Origin of the sequence: Paracoccus thiocyanatus, assembly GCF_900156255.1 — a bacterium.
In the GTDB taxonomy this organism is placed as follows: Bacteria; Pseudomonadota; Alphaproteobacteria; order Rhodobacterales; family Rhodobacteraceae; genus Paracoccus; species Paracoccus thiocyanatus.
Map to the genome: position 1 here is coordinate 209350 of NZ_FTMK01000002.1, position 18614 is coordinate 227963.

General features: G+C 64.6%; 20 protein-coding genes. 8 read left to right on the forward strand and 12 right to left on the reverse strand.

Going from position 1 to position 18614, the window contains the following annotated elements; translation table 11 throughout:
* Nucleotides 1-27: 27 nt before the first annotated feature.
* Nucleotides 28-207 carry a hypothetical protein gene (locus F3H32_RS02385; RefSeq protein ID WP_149764059.1) on the reverse strand — a complete coding sequence of 60 codons (180 nt, stop codon included), beginning with the start codon at nucleotides 205-207 and terminating at the stop codon, nucleotides 28-30.
* A gap of 297 nt (nucleotides 208-504) precedes the next feature.
* On the opposite strand from F3H32_RS02385, the gene F3H32_RS02390 reads away from it, so the two are divergent.
* Together F3H32_RS02390 and F3H32_RS02395 are read left to right on the forward strand one after the other, a co-directional pair.
* Nucleotides 505-1323 carry a choice-of-anchor L domain-containing protein gene (locus F3H32_RS02390; RefSeq protein ID WP_223191327.1) on the forward strand — a complete coding sequence of 273 codons (819 nt, stop codon included), beginning with the start codon at nucleotides 505-507 and terminating at the stop codon, nucleotides 1321-1323.
* On the forward strand, nucleotides 1305-2078 hold the full coding sequence (locus tag F3H32_RS02395; RefSeq protein WP_223191321.1) for a Hint domain-containing protein: 774 nt from the start codon (nucleotides 1305-1307) through the stop codon (nucleotides 2076-2078). The genes F3H32_RS02390 and F3H32_RS02395 overlap by 19 nt, the downstream gene beginning before the upstream one ends.
* A 307-nt stretch (nucleotides 2079-2385) precedes the next feature.
* Here the strand turns inward: F3H32_RS02395 and F3H32_RS02400 are convergent, their stop codons facing one another.
* Nucleotides 2386-3276 (reverse strand): hypothetical protein, encoded by an 891-nt coding sequence (locus tag F3H32_RS02400; RefSeq protein WP_149764063.1) that lies wholly within the window; start codon nucleotides 3274-3276, stop codon nucleotides 2386-2388.
* A gap of 617 nt (nucleotides 3277-3893) precedes the next feature.
* Here F3H32_RS02400 and F3H32_RS02405 point away from each other — a divergent pair.
* The 3 genes from F3H32_RS02405 to F3H32_RS02415 all read left to right on the forward strand — a co-directional run bounded on the left by F3H32_RS02405 (nucleotide 3894) and on the right by F3H32_RS02415 (nucleotide 5268).
* Nucleotides 3894-4361: a hypothetical protein gene (locus F3H32_RS02405; RefSeq protein ID WP_188128566.1), complete on the forward strand. Its 468-nt coding sequence runs from the start codon at nucleotides 3894-3896 to the stop codon at nucleotides 4359-4361.
* Nucleotides 4362-4428: 67 nt separating this feature from the next.
* Entirely contained in the window at nucleotides 4429-4890 is a 462-nt protein-coding gene (locus F3H32_RS02410; RefSeq protein ID WP_149764067.1) for a glycosyltransferase family protein, read from the forward strand.
* A 9-nt stretch (nucleotides 4891-4899) separates the two neighbouring features.
* A complete protein-coding gene (locus tag F3H32_RS02415; protein WP_149764069.1) occupies nucleotides 4900-5268 on the forward strand; it encodes a glycosyltransferase family 4 protein in 369 nt (122 codons plus the stop codon).
* A gap of 285 nt (nucleotides 5269-5553) precedes the next feature.
* Here F3H32_RS02415 and F3H32_RS02420 read toward each other — a convergent pair whose 3' ends face one another.
* Nucleotides 5554-7428, reverse strand: a complete 1875-nt coding sequence (locus tag F3H32_RS02420) for a calcium-binding protein (RefSeq protein WP_149764071.1) — start codon at nucleotides 7426-7428, stop codon at nucleotides 5554-5556.
* A gap of 204 nt (nucleotides 7429-7632) precedes the next feature.
* Here F3H32_RS02420 and F3H32_RS02425 point away from each other — a divergent pair, with 204 nt between their 5' ends.
* The 3 genes from F3H32_RS02425 (at nucleotide 7633) to F3H32_RS02435 (ending at nucleotide 10706) form a co-directional block, all read left to right on the forward strand.
* Nucleotides 7633-8505, forward strand: coding sequence for a MurR/RpiR family transcriptional regulator (locus tag F3H32_RS02425; RefSeq protein ID WP_149764073.1), 873 nt, complete (start codon nucleotides 7633-7635; stop codon nucleotides 8503-8505).
* Nucleotides 8506-8631: 126 nt separating this feature from the next.
* A complete protein-coding gene (locus tag F3H32_RS02430) occupies nucleotides 8632-9954 on the forward strand; it encodes an aspartate aminotransferase family protein (protein WP_149764075.1) in 1323 nt (440 codons plus the stop codon).
* On the forward strand, nucleotides 9954-10706 hold the full coding sequence (locus F3H32_RS02435) for a BKACE family enzyme (protein ID WP_316700650.1): 753 nt from the start codon (nucleotides 9954-9956) through the stop codon (nucleotides 10704-10706). Before F3H32_RS02430 ends, F3H32_RS02435 begins: the two co-directional genes overlap by 1 nt.
* Here the strand turns inward: F3H32_RS02435 and F3H32_RS02440 are convergent.
* From F3H32_RS02440 to F3H32_RS02480, 9 genes are all read right to left on the reverse strand, one after another.
* Nucleotides 10703-11638, reverse strand: coding sequence for a MurR/RpiR family transcriptional regulator (locus tag F3H32_RS02440; RefSeq protein WP_149764079.1), 936 nt, complete (start codon nucleotides 11636-11638; stop codon nucleotides 10703-10705). The two genes, F3H32_RS02435 and F3H32_RS02440, sit on opposite strands and share 4 nt — an antisense overlap.
* Complete coding sequence (locus F3H32_RS02445) at nucleotides 11592-12608, reverse strand: C45 family autoproteolytic acyltransferase/hydolase (protein WP_149764081.1); 1017 nt, start codon at nucleotides 12606-12608, stop codon at nucleotides 11592-11594. Before F3H32_RS02445 ends, F3H32_RS02440 begins: the two co-directional genes overlap by 47 nt.
* Nucleotides 12601-13326 carry a glutamine ABC transporter ATP-binding protein GlnQ gene (gene glnQ, locus F3H32_RS02450; RefSeq protein ID WP_316700654.1) on the reverse strand — a complete coding sequence of 242 codons (726 nt, stop codon included), beginning with the start codon at nucleotides 13324-13326 and terminating at the stop codon, nucleotides 12601-12603. The genes F3H32_RS02445 and glnQ overlap by 8 nt, the downstream gene beginning before the upstream one ends.
* A complete protein-coding gene (glnP, locus tag F3H32_RS02455) occupies nucleotides 13323-13979 on the reverse strand; it encodes a glutamine ABC transporter permease GlnP (RefSeq protein ID WP_115754466.1) in 657 nt (218 codons plus the stop codon). The genes glnQ and glnP overlap by 4 nt, the downstream gene beginning before the upstream one ends.
* 71 nt (nucleotides 13980-14050) lie before the next feature.
* Nucleotides 14051-14791 carry a glutamine ABC transporter substrate-binding protein GlnH gene (gene glnH, locus F3H32_RS02460; RefSeq protein ID WP_149764085.1) on the reverse strand — a complete coding sequence of 247 codons (741 nt, stop codon included), beginning with the start codon at nucleotides 14789-14791 and terminating at the stop codon, nucleotides 14051-14053.
* 252 nt (nucleotides 14792-15043) lie between these two features.
* Complete coding sequence (locus F3H32_RS02465) at nucleotides 15044-16405, reverse strand: PepSY-associated TM helix domain-containing protein (RefSeq protein WP_149764087.1); 1362 nt, start codon at nucleotides 16403-16405, stop codon at nucleotides 15044-15046.
* 145 nt (nucleotides 16406-16550) lie between these two features.
* Nucleotides 16551-17420 carry a sulfur oxidation c-type cytochrome SoxA gene (soxA, locus tag F3H32_RS02470; RefSeq protein WP_223191322.1) on the reverse strand — a complete coding sequence of 290 codons (870 nt, stop codon included), beginning with the start codon at nucleotides 17418-17420 and terminating at the stop codon, nucleotides 16551-16553.
* A gap of 107 nt (nucleotides 17421-17527) precedes the next feature.
* Nucleotides 17528-18010 carry a sulfur oxidation c-type cytochrome SoxX gene (gene soxX / locus F3H32_RS02475; RefSeq protein ID WP_149764089.1) on the reverse strand — a complete coding sequence of 161 codons (483 nt, stop codon included), beginning with the start codon at nucleotides 18008-18010 and terminating at the stop codon, nucleotides 17528-17530.
* Nucleotides 18011-18065: 55 nt separating this feature from the next.
* The gene (locus F3H32_RS02480) at nucleotides 18066-18608 is read right to left on the reverse strand and encodes a superoxide dismutase family protein (protein ID WP_149764091.1); all 543 of its coding nucleotides are present in this window, start codon (nucleotides 18606-18608) and stop codon (nucleotides 18066-18068) included.
* Between the last annotated feature and the right edge of the window lie 6 nt (nucleotides 18609-18614).

Sequence of the window (18614 nt, forward strand, 5' to 3'; positions counted from 1 at the left end):
GTTGATTCCGCCATGGGCCTGTCGGCCTTAGTCCGGGCGCTTGACCTTGGCCGGGTTCGCCACCGTCGTGGTGGCTGGCGGCGAATCCGAGGGCTTGGGCTTGTCGTGGCCCAGGCCATCCGGTTCCTTGCGCTCGCCTTCCATGTTGCTGGGATATGTGGTGCGCTCTCGGGCCGGTTTGCCGCCTGGTTCGGGTTTGCTGTTCATCTGATCCTCCTGTGCACTAGGCAACCCGCTGGACACGGCGATGTTCCCTGAATCCAGCCTTGGCAATCCGGCGGTAAGTGGCGCCGGGCCATGCGCTGTGGCGGGAATGCATCTTTCCGGCCGTTTCCTGCCCGGCAATCGAATAAAGGGGTTCGGGCGGCCATCCGACCCATTATTGCACCGGAACGTTCAGTTTTGATCGTAGCAATTTCAACCGTAAAGAGGTGCATGACGATGGTCCAGGCAACCAAGCTTCCCGTGGATACGTCTGTAAATGCGATGCAATTGGCCGAGGAAATGTTCGGACGGGGCGTAACCCTCGTTTCGGCCAGCTATACCGGCAATTCTGCGTCGAAAGGAATCTATTCGAACGGTGAAGCCGTATCCCCCGGCGTGGTTCCGGCGGATGGCGGCATCATCCTGTCCACAGGTCGCGCCGACGCTTTCACAAATGACAGCGGTGAGGCAAACCACGCTGGGGGGACAGGCTCCAATATGTCCGGGGCGGGCCATGCGCGGCTGGACGACATCGCGGGGGTCGGCACCAGAGACGCTGCGATCATCCAGGCGACCTTCATCCCCGAAGGGTCGACGCTGACCATGCAGCTTGTCTTCTCGTCCGAGGAATATCCCGAATATGCCAATGCCGGCTTCAATGACGCCGTCGGCATCTTCGTGAACGGCGTTCGTGCCGAACTGACCATCGGCAGCGGCGATATCTCGATCGACAATATCACCCAGGGCGGCACGAACCACGATGGGGATCCGATCACCCCCAGCAATGAAAACCTGTATGTCGACAATACCGGCGACCAATACAACACCGAGATGGACGGGTTTACCGTCACCCTGACGCTGAAGGCGCCGGTGACGCCGGGGGTCGAGAACACGATCTGGATCGGCATCGCCGATGCCGGGGACAGTGCCTACGATTCCAACCTGCTGATTGCCGCGGACAGCGTCCAGACCGAAGTCATCGCCTATGACGACAACGACGAGATGGAGCGCAACAGCTCCCTGACGCTGGACGTGCTGGGCAACGACACGGCGGCCAGGGCGCAACGCTGGTCATCACCCAGATCAACGGCCAGGATGTCGTGGCCGGCGACAGCGTGACGCTGCTTTCGGGCACGACGGTCACGCTGAATGCCGACGGCACCCTGACCTTTGCCAGCGCCGCGTCCCTTGGGGTGGAAACGATCAGCTACAAGATCGACGATGGCACGGGCACGACCGATGTGGGCTTTGTCAATGTCGGCGTGACCTGCTTTGCCCGCGGCACGATGATCCTGACCGAAGCCGGGGAAACCGCCATCGAGGCGCTGAAGGCCGGCGATCTGGTCATGACGCGCGACAAGGGGTTGCAGCCGCTGCGCTGGATCGGCTCGACGGTGGTCACGGCCGACCGCATGGCGCAGCAGCCGCAGTTGCGCCCGATCCGCATCAAGGCCCATGCCCTGGGCAACGCCATGCCGGTGCGCGACCTGCTGGTTTCGCCCCAGCACCGCGTGCTGGTGCGCTCCAGGATCGCGCAGCGCATGTTCGGCGCGGCCGAGGTGCTTGTCGCCAGCAAGCAGTTGCTGGCGCTTGACGGTATCGAGATCGCGCATGACCTCGCCGAGGTCGAATATTTCCACCTGCTGTTCGAAGATCACCAGGTGGTCGTCTCGAATGGGGCCAAGACGGAATCCCTGTTCACCGGCGCCCAGGCCCTGCGCGCCATCGGTCCGGCGGCGCAGCGCGAAATCCTTTCGCTGTTCCCCGAACTGGCCGATGGCCAGCCGGTGCCGGCGCGCACCATCGTCGCGGGCCGGACGGGCCGGCGCCTGGCGATGCGCCACGCCAGCAACGGAAAGCTGCTGGTGAACTGATCCGCCGGCCGGGGGGGGCGGGTACGGCCCTGCCCCACGGCGCTTAAATTCTGCCGCCCGCCGGTCAACCAGGCGGGCGGTTTGCGCGTTCGGGCCAGGAGCATGGGCTGGCGGTGGTTCCCAGAAGGCGAAATCCAGGACGCCGGTGGATTTGGCGCGACCCCGCCAGGGCGACGCGCTTGGCTGCGCGACATTGTCGCACCCAAGCCGATATGTTTCGAGAATCGGATGGATTGCGCGACTATGCGCGCGACGGCGCGGCGCCCGCAGGGTTGGCAGCGCCGTCGCCCCGGCGGGCGACGGGCGATCAGGCCGCGGCCCGCAACGCCACGACCTGCTGCGGCGCTTGCACAGCGGCAAGATAGCAGCGCAGATAGTCGCCCACATTCCCGGTCAACGAACCGCCCATGCGAGGGTTGATCTCGAAAATCTTTGGCTTTCCCTCGACCTCGCGAAAGTCGATGCAACAGGTCCCGTCATCGAATCCGACCGCGGCAAGGATCCGAGAGAACAGGTCAAGATGGTCCGAACCTTTCTGCCATTGCAGATTTTTGTATCCGGTGCTGATCCCCTTCACATGCGGAACGTCCGGCATCTCGAACCGGGCTGTGCGGGCAAAGATAATCCGGCCGCCGCGCAGCAAAAGATGCGCCGAAAGCTCCAGGGTGCCGCCGATATATTCCTGAAGAAATTCCTTGGCCGGATCATGGATCGCAGATAAGCCGGCCTGGACGTGGACGATCCGCGACAACTTGCCCCATTCGTCATGGCGCCGCTTGACGATGATCGGGGTGCCGGCGGGCAGATCGGCCGGGTCGGCGATAAGCGCCGGGACAAATTCGCCCAGGCCGGCACCGGCGAGAATCCGGTTGAACCGCAGCTTGTCGTCGCAATTCCCCTGCGCAGCGGCCGAGGGAAACAGTGCGTTGAAGGTTTCGCCCCGGACCTGCCGCTGCGCAAGAAAGCCGCGATCCCAAAGCGTCAGCGGCACGACCGCGTCAAAGCCGGAAAGGTCGGCATGCCGCAGATCCGCCATTTCGCTTTTGATCCCGGCCGCGGCAGTACCCTTTGCCAATGCCTCGGACCAATCCGCTTTCATACCGAACAAAATATGCGTCACGAAAAAACCTCCCCACCTGAAAACCGCTGATTGAAATGCCCGCTGGATCGCAATCAAAACACGCACATCGCAATGCATGCCCCACCGCTGCTTGCAAATGAAGCTGGCCTTTTAGGCAGGAACGGTTGCGAGATTCTGGCCGACTTGACCAAAACGTCAGGTTGTGCGGCTGGGCTTCCAGGTCCATAACGCCCGAGTAGTAAGTGGTTAAGTGGTCTTGTTGTTTCCAGGCTTGATCGGGCGGGCGCCCTGCCCCGCCCGCTCTGGTCTTTATGCCGCGCCAGCCCTCCGCAGCATCGACCAAGCGCGCCAGGTTGACACCGGGCGCGCCCTTGGTTTTTTCGGCAATCACCCCGGTCAGTTTGCCGCGCGAACTGCGTTTGTCTTCGCTGTTACAGGCGGTTTCTCGATAAAAAAGCACCGCACGAGGTGGGGCGAGCAGAGGCCACGTTCCGCGTTGCTTCGTGGAATTGTCCCTGAAACTGGACCGGCTGGTTTGGTTTTTAGCTGAAGGGTCTTCGCCAAGGCCCGGCTCGGGTGACGCTTCTACGTCGGCTTTGCTTGAGAAGTCGGAGGATCTGCTGCATAAGAAGCGGGTCTATCGGTGTTGGGGTAACGGAATTGATTAAAGTATATAGTATCTTCGAGCGCATCGGCCTAGGCGGTGGCGGCAAGTTAAGGCCGTTTTCAGGCGTTTGAATTTTCTTGCCCAACTGGGCGAGTTTGAGCCCGTGTTGTTGAATATGTCCCACAGCACGAGCCAACGCGAGATATTCGAAATACTGAAAGAGCGCGAAGTTATTGACCCGAAGGTGGCTTACAAGACCATATTCGACCTCGGCGCGGACGGTATGAAGGAAAAACCGCCCGGAAGCTTTATTCCCTTGCCAGCAGTCGACCGCAGGGTATATCTCACCGGCAGGACCGTATATTACAAAAGCGAGCAGCCTGCTTATGAGGGCAGAACAAAGAAAGTCGGCGCCGTCAGCATGACCACCACCAACATCCTTTCCAAAACCGACGGCATCAAGACATTGTTTTGGATCAACGGAGTCATCCATCAAATCCGACAGGCCCTGCCAGACGGCCGCACCGTCCTTCGCGACTATAGCAACGGAATTCTGGTTTCGACACGCCTGATGGACGGACACCAGTTTATCTGAGGATAAGAATGAATTAAGCGGGGTCAAGTTTTTCAACGGCGTTCGTTTTTATAAAAGCTACGTCTCCGTGCTTGACGAAAGGTCGGTATTCTTCATCGACGGAGTTTCGTCCGCCTATCTTTCCAGCGCCGTCAAGGCGCCGAAAATCTTGTTTTTACATGCGGATCATCGGTCGCCGGATGGAACCGTCAATCCCCGCGCCAGGACGCTGATCGAAGCATTTGACGGAAACGCCATCGCGACCACGACGAACAGGCACAAAGACACTCTGCTGCGGGACCTGTCTCCCACAAGTCCCATTCACGTTGTTCCGCACTTATATACCGCAAAGGGCGGCGGCAGCGCCACGCGAGAAAACATCGTGACGGTGTCCAGATTGGACGTTTCCGGAAAGCCGATAGATGAATGCATCCGCGCATTTGACATGGTCCGGCATAAGTTCCCGGACGTCGAATACCATATTTACGGCGATGGAAAGGACGCTCCAATCCTCCAAGGCGTGATCGATGAACTTGGCTGTGCGGCGTAGGTCAAGCTGATGGGATACACCGATGATGTTGGTGCTGTGTTTAGCTCGGCCCGGCTTGCGATTTATCCCACGCTCACCGAGGGATTCGGCTTGTCGATCCTGGAGGCTCTGACCCACGGATGCCCCGTTGTCAGCTACGATGTGGATTTCGGCCCCAGAGAGATGATCTTCCCTGGACGAAATGGTGAACTTGCCCCTCCCGGAGATATTCCAGCCATTTCGCGCGCAATCGAGAATGTCCTGAGCAACTCGGCTTACTATCAGGCGAATACCGATATGGAACTAGACCGATACTCAAGAACCGCTCACGAGCAGAGCTACTTGGACCTGATCTTTTCGGCGATGAGACAGGCACCTGACGAGAACGGCAAGCGATAGTGCTGCCTGCCGACCTGATCCAAATCGACAAAGACCACGTCAAATCCCTGCCTCCAGCACCTGGAGGTTACTGTCGCCGGGCAAGAGCAGGCAGGCGCGAAGGCCGCGAAAGTTGGAACGGACCTGGGTCAGCCAACTGCAAATAAGATGCGTCCGGGCCAGCGCCATCCAAGTCCAGCGGTTCCAAAAGCCCCTGCGATGCGCGTGCATCGCCCCGGCACCGGACAAGCCGGGGCTTGCGGCCGGCCAGGCCGCAGGCGTCACGGCGCGCGCGATGCCGCCGGGTCAGACGAAGACGAAATCCGACAGGTCCAGTTGGCCCACGCCGTTCAGCGTCGCGATAAGCCGCGGGCTGTCGCCGCCGCCTGCCCCGTCGGCATCATACCAAAGCCGCTTGCTGTCGGTTTCGAAGATCAGCGCGGCCGCGGCGCCCGCCACCACCGGATCGGCCGCATTGACCAGCCGCAGCCCGGCGCCGAAATCCGAACGGTCCAGGCGCATCACGTCCTGGCCGCGCTGGAAATCGGTGATCACGTCGCCTTGCCATTCATAGGCGGAATAATCGGTGAAATCGAAGACATCGCGGCCCAGCCCTCCGGTCAGGACGTCGGAATCGTCGCCGCCCATCAGCACGTCGTTCCCCATCCGGCCGTTCAGCACATCGCTGCCGACCCCGCCGCGGAAGGTGTCGTTGCCGCCGCCGCCCAGGAACAGGTCGTCCAGCACCGTGCCCTCCAGCACCTCGACATTGTGCAGCGTCTTGCCATGGGCAAGCCCGGTATTGCGCGACTGATCGGCCAGGTCGACGACCGCGCCCAACTCATAGCTGCTGAAGCTGACGACATCGACGCCCATCCCGCCATCGACCACGACCCGGTAGGGCTGGTTCACGTTCTCGTCGAAGCCGATGAACAAGCGGTCGTTGCCGCCCTCGCCGCGCAGGGTGTCCTGGCCGGATTCGTGATAGAGCAGGTCGTTGCCGTCCCCGCCCCGCAGCAGGTCGTTGCCGCGGCCGCCGTCCAGCGTGTCGTTGCCGCGCCCGCCGGCAAGCTGGTCGTTGCCGCCATTGCCATTGATCTGGTCGGCATGGTTCCACCCGGTAATCAGGTCCCGGCCGCTGCCGCCGTCATAGTCCAGCACCTCGGCATTGACGACGCGGGTGCCGTTGGCGAACTGCTTGGCCGCTGGCGAAAAGGCCCAGACCTGATCCGCGGTTGCCTGGCGGAAATCGACATGGATGCGGTCCAGCCCCAGCCCGCCATCGGCATGGTCGTTGATGCCGATCCACAACGAATCGTTGCCCTTATTGCCGTGAAGCACGTCCCGCTCGTACCCGGCATCGGTATAATAGGTGTCGCTGGACAGGTCGTCATTGCCGTCGCCGCCGATCAGCAGGTCGCGGCCGGTGCCGCCTTCCAGGTCGTCGTCGCCCTGGCCGCCGTTTACGGTATCGTTCCCGCTGCCGCCCTCGATCCCATCGCGGCCGACCTCTCCCAGCAGCGTGTCATTGCCGGCACCGCCATAAAGGTCGTCATCATCGACCCCGCCGCGCAACAGGTCGTTGCCGTCGTCGCCGGACAGGTTGTCCATGCCCATACCGCCCAGCAGCGTGTCGGCGCCCAGGCCGCCCGACAGCGTGTCGTCGTTCAGCCAGCCGGCCAGGCGGTCGGCGTAATCGCTGCCCTCGATCTCGAAGGCTTCGATCTCGCGGAAGGTAAAGGCCGGGGCCGAGCCGAACCGCATCGTGACCGTTACCGTCGGGTCCTGAATGGCGAAATTGACCGCACCAGCCACGGCGCCGAAATCCAGGCGCAGAAGGTCGATCCCTGCCCCGCCGAAGATCCTGTCGCCCGGCGCCTCGGTCAGGCTGGTCTGGTCGAATATGTCATTGCCAGAGCCGCCGCGCATCAGGTCGGCACCGGCGCCGCCGTCGAAATAATCGTCCCCGTCATCGCCGTTCAGCGTGTCGGCGCCATTGCCGCCGTAAAGCCGGTCGTCCTGGAAGCCGCCGAAAAGCTGATCGTTGCCGTTCTCGCCATAAAGCCAGTCGGCGCCAAAGGCCCCGCGCAGGATGTCGTTGCCGCCGAAACCATAGATATCGTCGGACAGGAAGGTCCCGACCAGGGTTTCGGAATTGTTCGTGCCGTCAATCCGAGCCATGCGCTTGCCCTCGATGTGGTGAAGTCTTAACTACGCCAGCCGCCGGCAAAGCTGTCAATCCGCGCCGCCACGGGCAGGCGGCCTTCCGCCGCCGGGCGAAACGGCGGCCGATTGGCCCTGTCTCCACCCGCCCCGCAAACCTGTTGCTTTCCCACGACGATCAGGCAAGCTTGCCGTCCAAAAGCCGAGAGATCGAGAACCGACATGCCCCAGAATGATGCATTGCGCAGCCGGATCATCGGCCGTTTCGATGCGATGGCGCCGCAATTGCAACAGGCGGCGCGGCATATCCTGGCCCATCCCGACGAAGTGGCGCTGGTCTCGATGCGGGAACTGGCGCGCAATGCCGGGGTGCAGCCGGCGACCATGACGCGGCTGGCCAAATTCCTGGGCTTTGACGGTTACGAAGGCATCCGGGCCCATCATGCCAAGGCCATCCGCGCGCGGGTCGACGGCTTTGCCGCGCAACAGGAACGCACGCCCATGCCCGGTCAGGGCCTGGCCGCGCAGATGCTGCAAAGCATGTCGTCGCAGATCGCCCGGCTGAGCGAGCCGGATTCGATCGCCCGGCTTGCTGCCGCCGCCGAGCGGCTGGCCCAGGCGCGCCGGATCTATGTCCTGGGGCTGCGCTCATGCCATCTGGTGGCCTGGCATTTCCACTATGTCATGACCCTGCTGGGCGAAAAGACCGAACATCTGGACGGTCCTGCCGGGACGGATGGCGACGGGCTGATGCATGCCGCAGCCGACGATGTCCTGCTGGCGATTTCGGTCAATCCCTATGCCCGGCACAGCCTGGAACTGACCCAGGCCGCGCGCGAAAAGGGCATGGGCATCGTCGCAATCACCGATAGCGAGGTCTCGCCCTTGGCATCGCTTGCCGACGAGCTTGTGCTTTGCACCACGCAAAGCCCGATCTTCTTCCATACGCTTGCCCCGGCGCTGGCCGTGTCCGAGGTCTTGTGCGGATTGCTGGCGACGCGCGATCGCGACGCGGCGCTGGACGCCTTGCGCAAGGTCGATCAGCATCTGGCCAGCCTTAACACCTATGCCGGCGCGATCCCGAAGCGGGAATAGGCGCGGCGCTTCCGCCGATGATACAATCGTATCGCTTCATGAACGCAAGAATCATTTGTTGCGCTTCACCGCGAAGCTGCTATTCCTTTGGTCATTCCCTGCCTTGCGCCATCAGGACAACGCATCATGACCCGAATCCTCCATCGCAGCATCGGACCCGAATTGCCCCGCGCGGTTTGCGGACAAGGCGTCTATATCACCGATGCCCAGGGGCGGCGGTATATCGACGGCTCGGGCGGGGCGGCCGTGACCAGCATCGGCCACGGCAATGCCGAGGTGCTGGACGCGATGCGCCGGCAGATGGACGCGATTGCCTATGCGCACACCTCGTTCTTCACCACCGAGGCGGCGGAAAGCCTGGCCGACCGGCTGGTGGATCTGGCGCCCCAGGGGCTGGATTACGTCTATCTGGTCTCGGGCGGGTCCGAGGCGGTCGAGGCGGCGCTGAAGATGGCGCGGCAGTATTTCGTCGAGATCGGCCAGCCGCAGCGCCGCCATATCATCGCGCGCCGGCAAAGCTATCACGGCAATACCATCGGCGCGCTGGCAACGGGCGGCAATGCCTGGCGGCGGGCGCAGTTCCAGCCGATCCTGCCCCAGACGCACCATGTCTCGCCCTGCTATGCTTGGCGCGACCAGCGCCCGGATGAAACCGCGCAGGACTACGCAGCGCGGTTGGCGCAGGAACTTGAGGACAAGATCGTCGAACTGGGTTCCGACCAGGTCATCGCCTTCGTGGCCGAGCCGGTGGTCGGCGCGACGCTGGGCGCGGTGCCGGCGGTCGAGGGCTATTTCCGCCGCATCCGCGAGGTCTGCGACAGATACGGCGTGCTGCTGATCCTGGACGAGGTGATGTGCGGCATGGGCCGGACCGGCACCATCTTTGCGCATGAACAGGACGGCATCGTCGCCGATATCGTCACCGTCGCCAAGGGCTTGGGCGGCGGCTATCAGCCCATCGGCGCGGTGCTGCTGTCGGCGGATATCTACAACGCGTTCCGCGATGGCTCGGGCCTGTTCCAGCACGGCCACACCTATATCGGGCATCCGGTGGCCGCCGCCGCCGCCGACAAGGTGGTCGAGATCATGGCGCGTCCGGGACTGATGGAAAACGTGCGCGCCATGGGCCAGCGCCTGCGCGACGGCCTGGCGGACGAACTTGGCCGGCATCCGAATGTCGGCGATATCCGGGGGCGCGGGCTGTTCTGCGGCATCGAGCTTGTCGCCGACCGCGACAGCAAGGAGCCGCTGGACCCCGCGCTTAGGACCCATGCCCGCATCAAGCGCGAGGCGATGGCGCGCCGGCTGATTTCCTATCCGATGGGCGGCACCATCGACGGCGTTCGCGGCGACCATATCCTGCTGGCCCCGCCCTATATCATCCAGCCCGACGAGATCGACCTGATCGTCCAGCGCATCTCGGACGCGATCCGGGCGACGGTCGGCTGATGCGGCTGCCGCGGATCATGCTGGCGCCGAACGGGGCGCGCAAGACCAGGGCGGACCATCCGCGACTGCCGATGACCGTGGCCGAGTTGATCGACGAGACCCGGCAGGCGGTCGAGGCGGGCGCCGACGGGCTGCACGCCCATGTCCGCGACGCCCAGGGCCGCCACAGCCTGGACCTGGGGCTTTACCGCGAGTTGCTGGCCGAAACCGACCGCGCCTTTCCCGGCCTGTTCGTGCAGGTCACGACCGAGGCGGTCGGCGTCCATACGGCGGCAGAACAGCGGGCGCTGGTCCGGGGGCTGATGCCGCGCCATGTCTCGATCGGGCTGCGCGAGATCCTGTCGGATGGCGAGATTGCAAAGACCGCGGATCTGTTCGCCTTTTGCCGGGACCAGGGGATCGACGTGCAGCATATCCTGTATGACGCGGATGACTGCCGCCACTTCCTGCACCTGCGGGCCCAAGGGGTGATCCCCGAAGGTCCGGCCCAGATCCTGCATGTTCTGGGCCGCTATAGCGAAGGCCAGGTTTCCGACCCCGCCGATGTCGCGCGCCGCGCGGCGATCCTTGCGGGATGCGAGGTCGATTGGGGGCTTTGCGCCTTTGGCCGGCACGAAACCGCCTGCCTGATCCAGGCGATCCGCCTGGGCGGCAAGGCACGGATCGGGTTCGAAAACAATCTTCACCAGCCCGACGGCAGCATCGCCGAAAGCAATGCGGCACGGGTGCGGGATCTGGTAGCTCGGCTTTAGACCTCGATCCCCAGGCGCCGGATCATCTCGGCCCGGCGTTGCAGGGCGGCGCGGGTCTGGTCGGGACTATGCGCCGCGCAGGCGTTGATCAGGCATTCGGCGGCGACCATGAAGGCGCCGATGCTGTTCGAGATGAAGCTGGACTGGTGCCCGACCAGGATCGCCGCCTGCGAGGTTTCGACCAGCGGCGAACTTGCCAGGTCGGTAAAGACCACCGTGCCCACGCCTCGTTCCCGCGCGACGGTCGCGGCCTCGATCACCAGCGCGGAATAGGGTCTGCAACTGACCGAAACCAGCACATCCCCAGGACCCATCGCCGCCAGCCCCTCGGCAATGCCCAGGTTGTTGGCGTCCAGCAGCGTCACGTCCGAACGGATCATCCGCAGGCCATAGACCAGGAATGACGCCATGGCGTGAAACTGGCGGATGCCATGGGCCACCACGCGGGGGGCCTCCATGATCATCCGCACCGCGGTTTCAAAGGCAGCCTCGTCGAAACGGTCCACGAAACAGCCGATATTGGCCTGGCTTTCGCGCGCCAGCCGGCTGACCGCGGCGCGGGTATCGCTGCCCGCCTGGATCGCCCCTTCGGCCTGGCGGGCATAGAACAGCCCTGGGGCCATCAGCGCATCCGACAGCAACGCCCGCTGCAACCCCGGAAAGCCGGAATAGCCAAGCGCATGGGCAAGCCGGGTCAGGGTCGACGGGTTCACCCCCAGATGCTCGGCCAGGGTGGTGATCGACAAAAGCGCCGGATGGCCGGACAGTTCCAGCAACTGTCCCAGCGCCGCCCGCGCCCTGGGACCCAGCGAAACCTGGGCCTGCCCGCGCGCGATGGCCAGCGCCAGCGCGCGCAGCTCTTCAAGGCTTTCCGGCGGGCGCGGCCTAGAAGCCGGTGCCGGAATAGGCAGGGGGTCCAGCGGGTCGGTCATGGATGCTCCAGCGGATACCCTTGGAGGTCAGGCGCAGGATGGCGGTGCCCAGGGTGTTTTCGTCGTCGGGATCATCCGCCGCGTCGCGCCGGATCGGCAGGCCGGCGCCGCTTTCGTCGCGCAGGATCGCCAGGGGGTCCAGGCCCTGGGCCAGCAGCGCATCGGCCCGGACCTGGCGGTCGCGCGAGGAATCGGTGACGATCTGGCTTGCAAGCCCGCCCTGGTGATGCAGCGCGTGATTGGCATGGGCGGTGGGGGCGTCCACCTGGACCACCGACACCTCGTTGCGCCCGAACTCGACCGACAGGACGCGCCGGTCCGCGGTGCTGGACAGCGCGAAGTGAAAGCCGCCAGAGCCGGCGTCGGTTTCAAGGATCGCCAGCGCCTGGTCCAGGCTGCGCGCGCCGATGACCGCGCGGCCCAGGACCATGCGCGGGATCGCCGGCTCGACCCCGGTCAGGCGGATGTTGTTCACCGTCTGCGCCAGCCCCGCCTGGTTGAATGCAAAGGTATGGCCGGGGATCGAGCCGGGATAGCAAAAGGCGCGGAATGCCGGCGCATCCGCACCCGCAACCTCGGCGATGAAGCAGGCGCCGCGAAAGAATGGCAGGCCGTCCTCGTTATGCGCCAGCACCGGCTCGTCGCCCGGCACCATGACCGTGGTGCAGCCATCGGGCATGCGCGCGCGCAGATCGCCGCGGCAGTTCCAGGCGAAAACCTGGTCGACCGGCAGGTCCAACCCCTGGGCCAGCCCCTCGATTTCCGCCCAGATCGCCGGAAAGCGGGCGCGGGTCGCCTGGGCCATCCGGGCGACCGCCGGCGCATGGGCCGGGCCGGTGATGTCGCGGAAATAGTCCGAAGACAGCAGGTGGCGATGCACCGCCTTGCGCCCGGCAAGCCCCAGCGCCCGGCCGATCTCGTGCGGGGGGCCGCCGATCCGGCGCCACCCCAGTTCATGGGATTCAGACATGTTGCAGAAAGTCCTTCAGCCGGTCCGACGGCGGGTTGTCGATCATCTGCCGCGGCTCGCCATCCACCGAGATCTTGCCGTGTTCCATGAAGATCAGCCGGGTGCCGACCTGCTTGGCAAAACTCATCTCATGGGTGACGACGACCATGGTCATCCCCTCTTGCGCAAGCTGGCGCATGACGTTCAGCACCTCTTGCTTCAGCTCGGGGTCCAGCGCCGAGGTGGGTTCGTCAAACAGCATCACCTTGGGCCTGACGGCCAGCGCACGGGCGATGGCGACGCGCTGCTGCTGGCCGCCCGAAAGCTCGGACGGGAAATGCCGGGCGCGTTCCTTCAGTCCGACCTTGTCCAGAAGCGCCAGGGCCTGCGCCTCGGCCTCGGCCTTGGCCAGGCCGCGCACCTGGCGCGGACCGAAGGCCACGTTCTCCAGCGCCGTCATCTGCGGGAACAGGTTGAACTGCTGGAACACCATCCCGGCCTCTTGCCGGATCTGGCGCAGGTTGGCGTTGCCCGACTTGACCGAGATACCGTCCACGACAAGGTCGCCGCCGGTGATCTGTTCCAGCCCGTTGATGCAGCGCAGCAGCGTCGACTTGCCCGAACCCGACGGGCCGATCAGCACCACGACCTCGCCGCTGTCGATATTCAGGTCCACCTGGTCCAGCACAGTCACCTGGCCAAAGGTTTTCGAGGTCTTGCGGAACTCGATGATGCTCACAGGATCCTCATGCGCTTTTCGATGATGCGAAGGACCAGCGACAGCACGCCGGTCATGATCAGGTAGAAGACGCCGACCGCGGTCCATATCTCGACCGCGCGAAAGTTCGAGGCCATGATCTCTTGTCCCGTGCGGGTCAGTTCCGCCACCCCGATCACGATGAAAAGCGAGGTGTCCTTGAGCGAGACGATATACTGGTTGCCCAGCGGCGGGATCAGGCGGCGAAAGGCCAGCGGCCCGACGATATGGACCAGCACCTTCCAGCGCGGCAGGCCCATGGCAAGCCCGGCCTCGCTAAGGCCCCTGGGGATCGAAAGCAGCGCGCCGCGCACGATCTCGGCGATATAGGCCCCGGCATTGACGCCGATCGACAGGATCGCGGCGGCCATGGGATTGATCCTGATGCCGGTCAGGATCGGCAGCGCGAAGTAAAGAAACATCACCTGCACGACGATGGGCGTGCCCCGCATCAGTTCGACATAGACCAGCGCCAGCGCGTTCACGACGCGATTGCCATAGGCGCGCATCAGCCCGACCAGGAAGCCAAGCGCCGTGCCGATGACAAGGCCCCAGAAGGCGATCGTCAGCGTCACTTTCGCGCCCGCCACCAGTTGCGGCAGGAATGAGGGGATTACGGACCAGTCGATTTCCACCGAGGCCTCCGGTTCTGCGGGACGTGGGGGGATGCGGGGCGCGCCCGCATCCCGTGCGGATCAGGCGCCGGTCACTTCGCCGGCTTGGCGCCGAACCACTTTTCATAGATGGCGTCGTGGCGCCCGTCTTCCTTCATCTTGGCCAGGATTTCATTGACCTTGGACACCAGTTCGCTGCCCTTGGGGAACGCGATGCCGTATTGCTGCGCCATGACCTGGTCGCCGGCCGCGCGGACCTGGCCGTCGCCGGCGGTCTTGATATAGTAAAGCACGTTCGGCGTGTCGTGGAATGCGCCGTCGACATTGCCCGCCCGCAGTTCCAGATAGGCGTTGTCGATATTGGGGAACTTGCGCAGCGTCGTGTCCTTCAGGTTCTCCTCGGCCCAGCCTGCGGCGGCGGTGCCGGTCTTGACCGCGATGGTCTTGCCGGCCAGGTCGTCCAGGCTTTGGATCGGGCTGTCGGCCGCGACCATCAGCAGGTTGCCGCTATCGTAATATCCGTCCGAAAAGTCGATGGCCTGCTTGCGCTCGTCCGTGATGGTGATTCCGGCCAGCGCCACATCGACCTGCCCGGTCTGAAGCGCCGGGATGATGCCGGCGAAATCCATCGGGCGCAGTTCATATTCGGCCCCCAGGTCCTTGGCGATGGCGTCCCACATGTCGATGTCGAAGCCGACATATTTGTCGCCCTGCTTGAACTCGAACGGAACGAAGGCGGTGTCGGTCGCCACGACCAGATCGGCGGCTTGCACGGCCGAGGTCATGCCAAGGGCCAAGGCGACGCTGCTGGCGAATTTGATGAGCTTGTTCATGTTTCTTTCCCTGTCGGACGAGAACGGATCGGCCCAAGGGGCGGACCATGCAAAAATCTTTGCACAGCCAGGTCGTGATTGCAATAAATTTGCAAGCTTGCCGGGCATCCAGGCTGGGGCGAGATGCCACGCCGGCGGGCTTCGTTCCCCGCGCTTCATCGCAGGGGGTGCCCCGACCCGGCGGCAAGCCCGCGCCGAATGCTCGGCGCGGGCGGCTTTCCGGTCTGGCCATTTGCCGGCGCCGGGTGGGGCTCAGGCGGCGGCTTCCCTTGCGCGCCGGCCGATCCGCACATAGGCGATGTCCAGCGCCAGCATGACCAGCAGCGAGGCGCCGACCAGGGGAAAGACCAGCCCGCCGACCGCCAGAATGGCGATCAGGCCGCGAAACACCCGCCGGTTCTGCGGCAAGGGCGGCACGCCCAGGGATCCCGCCGGCCGCCGCTTCCACCACATGACCGCGGCCGAAACGGCAAGCAGCATGATCGCCGCGCAGGCCGCCAGCAGCAGGACCTGGTTCAGCAGGCCGAAGGTCTGGCCCATATGGGTGTTGATCCCCCATTCCAGCCATCTGCCCAGCGGACCGTAATCGGCATAGCTCATGTCCAGAAGCGGCTTGCCCGAATACTGGTCCAGATGCACGACGCGCTGCCGGTCCAGGTCGTCGGGATAGACCGAGCCGCTGAAGACGCCGGCCGGCCCCGCCGGCAGGCCGACCGCATAACCCGGATGCAGGCCCAGCCGGTCAAATTCGGCCACCGCATCGTCCAGCGTGATCGGCTGGCCGCCGCCGCCCGGCAGCGGGCTTTCGGGGATGCGCGCCTGTTCCAGCGACCACGAGGTCCTGGCGATGTCGTCCAGCTTTTGCCCGGACATGGGCACATTGACCCGGACCCCGTCGGGATAGCCGAAATTGTTGCCATTGGCCCATTCGTTCACCTTGCCGCCCCAGACCCCCGACCAGGGCATCCCGGTCACGGCCAGGAAGACGACAAAGAAGCCCACGCCCAGCCCCGTCACCGCGTGAAGATCGCGCCAGAACACCCGCCTTTGCGCCGTGCCCCGGACCGAGACGACCCCGCCGCTTTGTCCCCGCGGCCACCACAGGTAAAGGCCGGTGCCGACCAGCAGGATCGACCAGCCCGCCGCGATCTCGATAAGATAGCGGGTCCAGGTGCCGAAATATTTCAGGCTGTGCAGGTGGCGCATCGTCCACATCAAGGTGGTCTGGTCCGGCATCGCCCCCAGCACCAGCCCGTTATAGGGGTTGACGTAGACCGCCACCCTGCCATCGTCGGTGGCGACCGTCACCTCGGCCGACGCGCCGGGATCGGCCGGGTCGGTGTATTTCACCGCCGCCCCCGGCACCGCATCGACCGCCAGCGCGACCAGCGTCGAGGCCGAGACGCGCTGCGTCTCTTGCACCTGCACGCGCTTGAAATCCGCATGATACCAATTGTCGATCTCGTCGCGGAAAACATAGGCCGCGCCGGTGATCGAAAGCGTCATCAGGAAGGGCAGCACCAGCAGCCCCGCATAGAAATGCCAGCGCCACACGGCGCGGTATAGATCGCCCAGGCCTGTTGCCGGACCAGAAAGTTGGGATGGGTTAGACATCGGTCCTCATATGCAAAGCGGGCCCAGCGGCGCGGGCCGGGTGGCAAGGTCCGGGCCGCCGCCGGCCCGAATGCGCAAGTCGATCATCCGCCTTCCCCCGTTTGGCTTCCCGGCCCGGTTTGTGATACCCGCCGGGGAACCTTGTTCAGTGGCGGACGGACGCCCCCTCGACCGGCAATCCCATGCCGCGAGACGAGACGTAAAGCTCCAGCGCGCGAAATTCCGGGCTGCCCTGCGCAAAAGGTTCCGCGCGCGTGTCGCGGACACAGCCGAAGAAACGTTCGTGAATGGAGACCACGCCTGCTCCGTTCAGTCGATAGACCGGAAAGCCGCTGATCTGACCCTGGCTCAGGTGATCGGCGCGGATCCAGTCGCCATAGTGATCCTCGTGACAGTTGGCGCAGGAAAGCTGCAATTGCCCGTAGCGACTATAGTAGATTTCCTTGCCCTTGTCCCACCAGCTTTGCGCCGGCCCATCGATGGCGACATCGACCGGCATTCCCCGCGACGCCATCGAGATCGCCAGCGTCATGGATTCCATCGGCGCGCTGGACCACCCCCATGCCTCGGCGCCCATGCGGGTGGTGCGGCAGTTGTTGACGAAGTTCTCAAGCGACCACAGGTCGGTGCCGTCCTCGGACATCTTCGGCATCGCGGCGCGCACGCCTTTCATGCTGTCGTCGATGCTGCCATGGCAATCGGCGCAGGATTTGCCCTCGGCGCCATCCGGCTGGTCCCACAGGTCCAGGCCCTGGTCGACGAACACCATGGCCGGGTTTTCGAAATCGTCCATCTGCATGGACTGGGTCGTCGCGTCGCGAAACAGCCAGCCGGACCAGATCTTCGGCAGCGCACCGTTCAGATGCGCCGGGGCCTCGGCCTCGGTCGCAAGTTCGATTTCGCCCTCGTTGATCGAGATCGGCGCGACGGTCTCGGGCTCGCTTGCGGCGTAAAGCGGCGCGGCCAGTCCGAAAGCCGCCGACAGGACGGCAGCCAGCCCCATTGCGTAATTCATCACTCGTTTCCTCCCTTTTACTGCAACATCGCGGCAGTCGCGCACTGGCAGGGCGTGCTGCCGGGCGCAGAATGGCCGGCGATCGCCCGGCGGTATGTCAGCCCGTCTCACTTCAGGCTCAGCAGATAGGACACCACGTCTTCGACCTGCTGGGCCGTCAGAAGCGGCGGCAAGGGTTCGGTGGCGGGCTTGGCGGTATAGCCCTCTCCGGGTCGCAGGAAGCCGGCGGACTTGTAAAAGCTGGGCATCATGGAATCGGGGAATGTGTGCTTGGCGTCCGCCACGATCCCGCGCAGTTGCGCGGCGCTCCAGCGGCTTCCCGCGCCGTCGAGCGCGGGCCCGATATCGCCCATGAACTGGATATCGGGCGTCGCCTCGACCAGGTGGCAGGCGTAGCAATTGCCCAGCCCGCGGGCCTCCATCGTCTGCCGGCCCGCCTGGGGGTCGCCGGGCGCACCGCTCAGCGATTGCGCGATGCTGCCATCCTCTTCGAAGACGGTGGCCGCGGGCGGGGTTTCGGCCGCGGCCGCGGCCGTGCCGCCGGCCAGGGCGGTCAGCACGGCCAGAACCGGGGCAAGGTTTATGTTCATGACGCACTCCTGAATTGAAAGGCAAATGGGCCGCGCCGCAGTCGCAGGGCGCGATTCAGTGGGGTTCGAACACGCCGCAAACCTCGCGCGCGCCCCCTTGGCGTTCTGCCACGCCGCTGTAATCGTCCGCCCCGGCATGGATGATGACCGAGGCGCCGTTTTCGTCGGACAGCATCGCGGGGCTAAGGCCGGGCACGAAATATTCGACCGTCAGCGTCCCGGTTTCGGGGACATGCAGGTTCGGCAGATCGCCCGCAGCACCGCCATGCGCCCCGTGATCGTGCTGGTGGGACGCATGAGAGGCCTGTTCGGGGCCGTCCGTCGCCGCGGGCATATGCGCGCCGGCGGATACGAAGCCTTCGGCCGAACAATCGCCGGTCTCGTGGATGTGGATGGCGCGCACCCCCGGCTTCATGTCGGTCAGCTCGATCAGCAGATGGACGCCGCCCGCGGGCATTTCGCCGGCATGGATGCTGCCCATCTGGGCGCCTGCGGCATCGTGCAGCGCCGCATGCCATCCGGTCGAATGGGCCAGGGCCGGGCCCGACATGAGCATCGCAAGGGCGATGGCGCCGTGGCGGATGGATGCGTTCGACATGCTGCT